This window comes from Ruegeria sp. YKSD179, from assembly GCF_059612885.1.
Window position 1 is genome coordinate 1 of record NZ_JBXWRL010000091.1, and the last position, 9,278, is coordinate 9,278.

Genomic DNA, 9,278 nt, shown 5'->3' on the forward strand with positions numbered 1-9,278 from the left:
AATGCGGTGACAACATGTTCGCGGGCCATCGCCACGGACCTGTCGTTCGAGGTTCGGTCGGTTACCCAGCCGCCCCAAGAAAATCCAGCTACACTAACAAGTACCGCGCCGATGACGGCGCCGTAGAGGCCAGGTTTAAGCCATTCGGGAGTGTTCATTGTAGTTCCTCCAGCGGCAAAGCGCCGCCTCGCTATCTTCAGGTGTCATATTGAATGCCGCGGCCAAGTGCCGTTTCCAGGTCGGTCCAGGTAATTGGCCGCATTTCTGTTCGGCCCAGCGAACGCCCCTTGCCGTTTATAGTCAGGAAAATCGCTGTTCTGCGGTAAGCCGGGAAACTCAGCGTCTCGATAAGTTCTTCCTCAACCAATACTTCGTATTCACCGGCAGGCAGCTCGTCCGAATATCCGGATAGGGTAAACGGGCGCGGGAAGGTCACGGTGGATCTGATTGAACGCAGCGCCATCTCCGGTCTCCGCGATGTATACGTGCCTTCCGCGCTGCAAAGGCTGCCGTATCCTGATTGCAGAGAGGTAGCCTGCATTTGCGGTCATCATACATTATCCCAGAACCGGGCGATGCGCGCTGACCCATGTTAGCGCCGCTGGGCCCTGGGCAGTGCTGGCGAACCTTGGAGCTGCCCTGATGCTTGACTTCAGAAGTTTGGACACCGGCTGATCTGCGTCAGCGCATGCTCCAGGCGATGCGGGTATGATCAAAACAATCCGAAACATTTTGATCCTGCCAGAGGAGGCCCCGGTCATTCGGCACGTTCGCTCCCAAGATCCGAAAACATTGAAAAGGAGGAAACGGTGATGCCCGCAGGTGGCATTCTTTACCCGCATAGCCCTGAGTTCGATCGTTTTTTGCAGGCCTTCGTTGGTGAAGACCGGAAAGGCAATGCTGTTACGGTACTTTCGGCCCTTGCAAGGCTAAAACTCGAACCTTGGGAAGAGGCAGCCGCGCTTGCCGCTTTGGAGGAAAAGGCCGCTGGTTCGCGACTGGAGATGCTGTTGTCGCAATTCCGTGACGTGCCCGAACTCAAACAGGATAGCGGAACGCTCGCGCGGGAACTGACCCGTCTTCTTCCCAAACGACGTAAGCGTTTAAGGGCTGATTCTGGTGGTGTGGAAAACCGGCCGGCAAATTTTCCTGGATTGATATGGGCGGTACTGACGATCTTCTTTCTGATTGTGCAATTAATACTCGCTGGCACTCCGGGAACGGGCCAATGACCTTGGGCAAAGCACAGGACGGCGACCGCAGGCAGGGCGGCACGCCCGGTCTGGACAATGCGATCCTCTGGGATCTGGAGGCGCGACACTGGACCAGCGGCGCGGACAGCGCTCGCACGGTGACTGCAACAAATGCAGTGATGATACTTCCCTATCCGCCAGGCATCCTTCAGGGCGGACAGATCCTGGAGCATATGAAGAAAAACACGGGCTGGCGAACCGTGGAAATGAAAGACCGTAGCCAAATCAGGCAAGGAGCCATTGCCGTGCTCGCCTATCGCGTATTCGCTGAAAAGTCGGGTTCACCAATCTATGAGGCGCTCTGCGCGTCCACATATTTTCTGGACAACGGTCGGTGGCTGCGGCTGTCACATCAGCAAACCCCCACCACCTGACTCCAGCAGGATAAATCTTCACCTTGGGGCGAAACCTCTAACGAACTTATTGACATGTGAACCGGCCCCTGGGGTCTGGATTCAGAACCAGAACTTGACCACTACAGCCGATGCCCAAGCGGACAGTACAACTTTCGAGTGTCCCAGGCTAACCTGCGTCAGTGCAACGGAGCGGAGAAGATGAGTACATGGCTTCGTGCCTGCCGAATCTCCGGCGGCACTCATTTCCGAGCAAAATAGAAGCGCGTGAAGCGTGCGGTTCTTGAAACGGGCTGCATTGCCCAGCGTCTCCTATTCTCGGAATGTCCAGGAAAGGACATTCTAATGACGCCTGAACAAACCAATGTCACCGAGAAGATGACCTCGGTCAAAGCAATTTGTGACAAAGCGCCTGCCGGTCCCAGAAAGGATCGGGCGCTGGAACACTACCAGGCTGCCGAGAAAGCGCACGCGGCGAAGAACTACGACGAGACGAACCGGGAACTCGACGCGGCTGCAGAAGAGATTATCTGACTGATCTCGTCTTATTACTGACTTATCTCGTCTTAGAAGAAAATCAGGCCGCCCAAGTTTAGCGAAGGGCGGCCTTCTTCATTTCAGAAGTGGGTCGGTCTGATCCAGATATGCCGGATCGAAACCCGAAAAGCCCACCAATCCGTCATAATTGTCGAACGTCACGCGGCCGTCCTGAAAGGTCAGCAGACCGCTTTCGCGAAGCTTCCGCAAAACACGGTTCACATGGACAGCACTTAGGCCGAGTGCATCAGCAAGATGATACTGTGTCAATGGGCAGGCGTACCCTTCCTTGCTCCCCATTCCGACCAACTTCAGCCTTGCCCCCAGTTCCAGAAGAAAATGCGCCATGCGCGCATCCGCGGACCGCCGACCAACTCCAACGAGATGCTCGACCACCATGGCTTCGTCCCGTGATGCTGCCCAAAGAAAGGCTGCCGCCAGGCGAGGGGTTTTCGTGAATGCATCCAGAAGGTCGTCCGCCAGAACCTCCACCGCCTGAATGTCCGTGACCGGCTCGAAACTGTGGTCGGAGGTGCGCAACAGCACGCTGCGCAATCCAAGAAAGTCCCCTGGTATCTGGAAGTCCACAATCTGGCGGGTTCCGTCCGGCTGAAGCTTGTAGGAACAAACCCAGCCGGCGGCCAGAATGTAAGCGGCCTGATCAGACTGCCCCTGATGCACGAGATCACGCCCCGCCGTGAAGGACCGGCGGCGCAGATGCAAACGCTTCAAAACATCCAATTCGTCGTCAGACAAGGCGACGAAGACTTGCAGCTTCCGTGTCAGCGGGCTTTCTAAGATATCCGTCATAAGGGCCTCTCAAGCCGGAAAAGCTCCAGACGCAATCGTGCAGAGACTGCTTTCGGTTAGCCCAGCTTAGCCTTTTTTCTGCGAAGATGCTTGTGATAAGCGAGGCCGCCCGGTCGCGCGTAACTCTAAGCGTTACCTGGAAGGAAACCACAAAATGCTTAGCGAGAAGGACTTCCCGGGAGTGGCCGCCCTCTCGATCTGCGAAGCACTGCTGCTGGCTATGAACGATAACAAAGTCCTGCCTGAACACGAGATCGTGGGTATCCTGCGCGATGCGGCAAAGACACATGAGAACGCGGCTGGCACTGACAACGAGATAGAGGCGCACCTGGCCGTGGCGGCTCTGATCAACCGGATCATTGCTGGCGGGAACTCCGTTCGGAGGCCGCCGGGATGACATGCTCAATTGCACCCGGTTGGACATTGCCTATGCCGTTTTCGTCCAACTCGTACAAGGCACAGGGCCAACAGCCCGGTCATCAAGACATGCCAGTTGGCACATGCCACCAAGACGGCAGCGTCCAAACTGACATGTTGAAAGCCGGATCTGCCTCGACCGCGCGGCAAGCGCGGGTCCAGCCAGGACCCTTGCCCGTCACGGGTGGGGCACCCGGCGCGGGATACCCCTCCGGTGTAACCGGTCCGAGACAGGAAGAGGCGCAGCTGACCGCATCAGACTGGACACGAACCCTGATGAAGTACCGGCAGCCAATCCCCTCCCGCAGCATTTTCGAACTGACGGTCACGCTCGTGCCTTTCGTGGCAATATGGGCGGTTGCCTGGTGGGTGCTCTCGATCAGCACCGTGTTGGCACTGGCTCTCGCGTTGGCGAATGCAGCCTTCCTGCTCCGGCTGTTCATAATCCAGCACGACTGCGGACATGGTTCCCTGTTCCGCGACCGGCGTCTGTGCGATTGGATCGGTCGCGTGATCGGCGTTATCACGCTGACACCCTACGACGTCTGGCGCAAGACCCACGCGATCCACCACGCCACGAGCGGAAACCTGGACCGGCGGGGCATCGGAGACCTGCCGGTGCTGACAGTCAGAGAGTACCGCGGGAAGGGATGGCCCGGCCGTACGCTTTACCGCCTGTTACGCCATCCGGTTTTCCTGTTCGGGGTGGTGCCGTTTTACACGTTCTTTCTGCACAACCGGCTGCCCGTCCATCTGATGCGGTCCGGCTGGCGCTACTGGTTGAGTGCGATGGCGACAAACGCTGCCATAGGCCTCACTCTGACAGTGATTGTCTTGCTGGGCGGGTGGGAAGTACTGCTGTTCGTCTTCCTGCCGACGATGCTTCTGGCCGCAATAGCCGGCATGTGGTTTTTCTACATGCAGCATCAGTTTGAGAAAACCAGCTGGCGGCACGAGGAAGACTGGAACATCCGGGACGCGTCCCTTCACGGCAGTTCGCACTACGCTCTGCCCGGCATCCTGCGCTGGATCACCGGGAACATCGGAGTCCACCATGTGCATCATCTGGCCAGCCGCATCCCCTTTTACCGTTTGCACGACGTAGTCAAGGATCACGACGCCCTGGCGCAGACCAGACGCATTACGCTTTGGGAAAGCTTCCGCTGCGCGCGACTGCACCTTTGGGATGAGAAAAGCCGCAGATTGCTATCGTTTGCAGAGGCCCGGGCACTTCCCGTCTGAGCCTTGCGAAATATTGCCACTGGTCAGTGAATTGGTGCGTTGGATAGGAAACTGGGGGCACCTAAATAGGCCATTTGTCGCTCCACGGACGGCCACGTCTGTGCCAGTTGGGTTTCTTTCTGAGCCAGTATTGTCGGGACAATTGGGCTGATTATTCAGTTGTCGCTCTAATCAGGAAGGTGGATGCTGCGACCGCCATATCGTCAGCGGCAAAGGTATGAATGAAGGAGGGCGGACTGATTGATCTCATCGCCGACTACGAACCCTATCTTGCGCTCGCAGTTGTCGTCCTTCTGTTCGCAGCATTTCTTTCCGAGCGCTTCGAACCGGACGTAACCGCTGCGGGGGCCGCCGCGCTGTTTGTCGTCTTGGGGTTTGTCCCCACGAATGAAGTTCTGGCAGCGTTTTCGAACCCTGCACCCATAACGATCGCCGCGATGTTCGTAATCAGCGGCGCGCTGGTCCGAACCGGGCTTCTCGACGCACTTGCGAACAAGGTTGTCGCCGCAGGGAGCAAGCGCCCGGTCGCCGGTATAGCGGCGTTTCTCATCGCGACGCTAGTCGCCTCGGGTCTGATTAACAACACGCCGGTCGTCATCGTCCTCATACCGGTGGCCATTCGTTTGGCGCAGAGCCTGGGCTTTGCTGCGACACGCCTGTTGATTCCGCTATCCTACATGTCCGTCCTGGGCGGGACGTGTACTCTGATCGGCACGTCGACCAACCTTCTGGTGGACGGCGTTTCCCAGGCGTCTGGCTTGGAACCGTTTTCAATTTTCGAGATCACACCGGTCGGTCTGGTGGCCGCGGCCACAGGCGGTGTGGCGCTCCTCCTGCTTGGACCTGTCCTGCTGCCGGACCGAAAGGATATTGCGGAACAGGGCGGCGACGATGAAGCGACTTTTTTGACCGAGGTACGCCCGCGAGAGGACTACCCGAATATTGGTCGAACGATTCATGAAATCGCCGCCCTCAGCCGAAGAGGTGTTGAAATCGTCGGCATCCGTGCGCGTTCTGGAGTCAAGAGAGAGGGATTGAGTGAACACATACTCGAACCGGGCGACAGGATCATTGCCAAGGTTGCGACATCAGAACTGCTCACCCTCAGGAAACTTGAAGGGATCGAAGTCGGGTTGCGCCAAGGGCCAGCGGCCGAAAACACCTCGGAGCTAGTCGTCGCCGAAGCTATCGTGACGCTTTCACGCCGAAGCCGCGGAGTGCGCATTGCCCAGCTTGCCATGGGGCACCGATACGGCATGCGTGTTCTTGGCGCCCACCGACATGGGGAAGTGCTTGGACCCGACCTGTCGACGGCGCTTTTGCGCCCCGCCGATACACTGCTTTTGGAAGGAACGCCTGAAGGCTTTGCCCGAATGACCGAGGCGGGCGATCTTGCCGCGATCACGGATGCCGGGGGGCGCGCCTTCCGCCGCGGGAAAGCGCCGCTAGCTCTGTTCGCGCTTTTCGCGGTTGTGGCGCTCGCCGCAGCCGGGTTCGCCGAGATCAGCGTGCTTGCCCTTGTCGCGGTCGCTGCCATCCTCGTGCTTCGGTGCATCGACAGCGGCGAAGCCTGGGCGTCCATCGACGCCAGCGTCCTTGTGCTGATCTTTTCCATGCTAATCGTCGGCAGCGGTATGCAGAATGCAGGAGCAGTCAACCTGATCGTGGAGACATTGGTGCCGACTCTCGTAGAGTTGCCCCTAATTGTCACGCTCGCTGTGATCTACATACTGTCTTCGGTGCTCACCGAGGCGGTTACCAACAACGCCGTAGCCGTCGTTGTTACACCTCTCGCGATCGGTGTTGCGGAACAGCTCGGTGTCGACGCCAGGCCGTTCGTCGTCGCTGTAATGTTTGGCGCAAGTGCAAGTTTCGCCACTCCGGTCGGCTATCAGACCAACACATTGGTATATGGCGCTGGGAACTACAAGTTTTCCGACTTCCTCAGGATCGGCGTTCCGATGAATCTTATCGTCGGCGCAGCCGTGGTTGGGGTGATCCCGGTATTCTTCCCATTCTAGGGTACCCGGTCTTGTTCTGCGGTGCTTGTGGCGCTTTTTGTGCGCGCTGCGTGAATTGTCAGCAGGAGCAGCATGAGGATCCCGGCCGTTGCGGCAATAGCTGATCCTGAGAGAATTCCAAGCTTTGCGGCGTTCAGCGTCGCCGGATCGAAGGCCAAGCCCGCTATGAACAGCGACATCGTGAAACCGATACCAGTGAGAAACGAGCCGGCCAGAATTAACGGCCCCGACAAGCCCGGCGCTAACACTGCCAGGCCTGATCGGACAGCTAGCCAGCTGAACCCGAAGACGCCGATCGGTTTTCCTAGCACCAGACCGACAATTATCGCCAAGGAGACCGGTTGTTCGAAATCGGCACCCTGAACCGTGATGCCGGCATTTGCCAGCGCGAAAATCGGCATGATTGCAAAGCCGACCCAAGGGTGCAGCATTGTCTCGAGCCGTTCGACTGGCGAGAGTGCCTCCGTGACCGCTCTGCTTGCTTGACGCAGGTTATGGCGGGTTGCGGTATCTCCCTGCTGCCGATCGCCGGCCGGAACGGCGCGTAGGCGTCCAAGGATTGCATGCAGCCGGGCATCGCTTACCCATATGCGCGTCGGCGTCATAAGGCCCAGAATGACCCCTGCGATGGTCGCATGAACGCCGGAGGCATCGATGCATAGCCAGACTGCCGCACCGAGAAGAAAATAAACCGGGACACTTCTGATCCCGACGCGCGAGGCGCCTGCGACGACACCAATTCCCAGCAGACCCAAACCGAGCGCCGACCAGTTCAACGCTTCCCCGTAACCGAAGGCGACGACGAGAATTGCGCCGACATCGTCAAAAATGGCCAGAGAAAGAAGGAACAGACGCAAGGTGGACGGGATCCGCCTTCCGAAAAGCGCCAGGCATCCAATCACGAACGCCGTATCGGTTGCCATCACGGTTCCCCAGCCGTGCGCCCCGGGCTGCCCGGACATCAACAAATGATAGAGCCCGACCGGCACCACCATGCCACCCAAAGCGCCCGCGAACGGCAGGGCGGCCTGTCGCGGGTTTTGCAATTCGCCCAGTACGATCTCGCGCTTGAGCTCCAGAGAAAGCACGAAAAAGAAGAGGGTCATCAGCCCGTCGTTGATCCAGTGTCGCAGCGAGCGGGTGAAATCGAACGAACCGAATGTCAGGCCAATTGGGGTCTTCCAGAAGCCCAGGAAGCCTTCTTGCCAAGGCGAGTTTGCCAGCGCCACAGCCAGCAGAACAGCCAGGAATAGGAGCCCACTCGCGGCCGCTTGGATCTCTAGGAAGCGTGCGAAGGGTTTTGTTATCCTGTCGGCGGACTCTTGGGGCAGGCTTTGATGATTGTCTATCATGGGACAACTACGCCAATTCGGGTAAAAAGAGACTACGCCATTGAAGCGTGGACGCAATGACCACGTGGACCAGTGTCTTGCTATGCAGGAGCCATCCACGCAGGATATTCACCAGCAGGTTTTTCAGTTTCTGAGAAACGGACAATGCGGAAACGGTTGATTAGGCTTCACAAATTAAGGAACAGGTTAGCATCCGGCATTCATGAAGCCCCGGAGTTGGTTCTTTGTCATTTCCCCGGGAACGGCTCCGAACAATAGCTGGATCGTCACCAGAAGTCGTTTGTCAGGCTTCGGTGCTTCGGCTCTTTCCTTGAGCCAGCTGTAACTTTCCAAAGTTGAGTCCGCTTCACTCAGAATTTTGAAACCAGCGGCCAATAGATGCGTGGACATTTCCTCGGGTGTCGCGAGATGACTGATCGAAGGTTCTGAAGCCTAAGGTGCCGGATACAAAACTCACCGCCTTCTCCCTGCAAAATGTCATAAATTCTAAACCTTGCGCCGGGTTTGAGAAAACGTCGCGCCTCGGCATAGACCGTAGCCTTTTCCGGGACGTTCATAGCGACGTGAACTGGAACCGCACCATCGAAATGGTTGTCGGGAAAAGAAAGGTTTGTTGAATCACCCTGAAGGAACACGGTTTTGTCGCTCAAGTTGACCCCTTCCGAAATCTCGTTTGCCGCATCGTATAACTCTTGCGTCAAATCCATCTTCCTTGGCCGGTATCTTCGATCCGAAGACTTCCACAGCGCGAAACACGAAGGGCTGGTTCAGACGTCTGTATCAGCAAGCGCCCGGTATACGGTCATTCTTGAAATCCCTAGTTCACGCGCGATCTGGGCTTTTGCGGTGCCCTCGCTCGCCAATCGCCGGATTTCCTCATCATCTACGGATTTCCGCCGCCCCTTGTAGACACCCTTACCTTTGGCGGTGTCGATCCCAGCACGCTGACGGTCGCGGATAAACTTCAGCTCCATATCGGCGACCATACCGAGAACGGTGATGACCATGCGACCCATATCTCCGGCGGTGGTTACGTGCGGTTCAAGAACACGAAGTGATGCGCCCTTGGCGTCCAACTCATATACCAAGTTCAGCACGTCACGCGTGGAACGACCGAGGCGATCTAGGCGATGAACAACCAGCTCATCCCCTTCGCGCAGAAATTCCATCACTGTAGCCAATTGGAGTAGCCCCCTGAAAGTGGTCCACCAACTGGGATAGTTTTGTCCCGTAAATTGGAGGATCAGCGATGGCTGGGAAACGAGAAAAGCCCGAAGAGATCGTATCGAAGCT

At 57.5% G+C, this 9,278-nt stretch carries 11 protein-coding genes; 6 read left to right on the forward strand and 5 right to left on the reverse strand.

Annotated elements, in window-relative coordinates; genetic code table 11:
- Positions 1-196: 196 nt before the first annotated feature.
- Positions 197-463 carry a hypothetical protein gene (locus AC2FNE_RS23750; protein WP_010442281.1) on the reverse strand — a complete coding sequence of 89 codons (267 nt, stop codon included), beginning with the start codon at positions 461-463 and terminating at the stop codon, positions 197-199.
- Positions 464-812: 349 nt separating this feature from the next.
- Here AC2FNE_RS23750 and AC2FNE_RS23755 point away from each other — a divergent pair, with 349 nt between their 5' ends.
- The 3 genes from AC2FNE_RS23755 to AC2FNE_RS23765 all read left to right on the forward strand — a co-directional run bounded on the left by AC2FNE_RS23755 (position 813) and on the right by AC2FNE_RS23765 (position 2,140).
- The gene (locus tag AC2FNE_RS23755) at positions 813-1,232 is read left to right on the forward strand and encodes a hypothetical protein (RefSeq protein ID WP_010442279.1); all 420 of its coding nucleotides are present in this window, start codon (positions 813-815) and stop codon (positions 1,230-1,232) included.
- On the forward strand, positions 1,229-1,627 hold the full coding sequence (locus AC2FNE_RS23760) for a hypothetical protein (protein ID WP_299900798.1): 399 nt from the start codon (positions 1,229-1,231) through the stop codon (positions 1,625-1,627). The genes AC2FNE_RS23755 and AC2FNE_RS23760 overlap by 4 nt, the downstream gene beginning before the upstream one ends.
- A 324-nt stretch (positions 1,628-1,951) precedes the next feature.
- Entirely contained in the window at positions 1,952-2,140 is a 189-nt protein-coding gene (locus AC2FNE_RS23765; RefSeq protein WP_496806467.1) for a hypothetical protein, read from the forward strand.
- 78 nt (positions 2,141-2,218) lie between these two features.
- Here the strand turns inward: AC2FNE_RS23765 and AC2FNE_RS23770 are convergent, their stop codons facing one another.
- A complete protein-coding gene (locus tag AC2FNE_RS23770; protein WP_353392069.1) occupies positions 2,219-2,953 on the reverse strand; it encodes a Crp/Fnr family transcriptional regulator in 735 nt (244 codons plus the stop codon).
- Between the two features lie 154 nt (positions 2,954-3,107).
- On the opposite strand from AC2FNE_RS23770, the gene AC2FNE_RS23775 reads away from it, so the two are divergent.
- The 3 genes from AC2FNE_RS23775 to AC2FNE_RS23785 all read left to right on the forward strand — a co-directional run bounded on the left by AC2FNE_RS23775 (position 3,108) and on the right by AC2FNE_RS23785 (position 6,633).
- The gene (locus AC2FNE_RS23775) at positions 3,108-3,350 is read left to right on the forward strand and encodes a hypothetical protein (protein ID WP_010442275.1); all 243 of its coding nucleotides are present in this window, start codon (positions 3,108-3,110) and stop codon (positions 3,348-3,350) included.
- 296 nt (positions 3,351-3,646) lie between these two features.
- A complete protein-coding gene (locus tag AC2FNE_RS23780) occupies positions 3,647-4,612 on the forward strand; it encodes a fatty acid desaturase (protein ID WP_037321711.1) in 966 nt (321 codons plus the stop codon).
- A gap of 221 nt (positions 4,613-4,833) precedes the next feature.
- Positions 4,834-6,633 (forward strand): SLC13 family permease, encoded by a 1,800-nt coding sequence (locus AC2FNE_RS23785; protein WP_496806468.1) that lies wholly within the window; start codon positions 4,834-4,836, stop codon positions 6,631-6,633.
- Here the strand turns inward: AC2FNE_RS23785 and nhaA are convergent.
- From nhaA to AC2FNE_RS23800, 3 genes are all read right to left on the reverse strand, one after another.
- On the reverse strand, positions 6,630-7,985 hold the full coding sequence (gene nhaA, locus AC2FNE_RS23790) for a Na+/H+ antiporter NhaA (protein ID WP_496806469.1): 1,356 nt from the start codon (positions 7,983-7,985) through the stop codon (positions 6,630-6,632). The genes AC2FNE_RS23785 and nhaA overlap by 4 nt on opposite strands.
- Positions 7,986-8,335: 350 nt before the next feature.
- The gene (locus tag AC2FNE_RS23795) at positions 8,336-8,731 is read right to left on the reverse strand and encodes a class I SAM-dependent methyltransferase (protein WP_496806470.1); all 396 of its coding nucleotides are present in this window, start codon (positions 8,729-8,731) and stop codon (positions 8,336-8,338) included.
- 21 nt (positions 8,732-8,752) lie between these two features.
- The gene (locus AC2FNE_RS23800) at positions 8,753-9,271 is read right to left on the reverse strand and encodes a recombinase family protein (protein WP_496806471.1); all 519 of its coding nucleotides are present in this window, start codon (positions 9,269-9,271) and stop codon (positions 8,753-8,755) included.
- Positions 9,272-9,278: the final 7 nt, after the last annotated feature.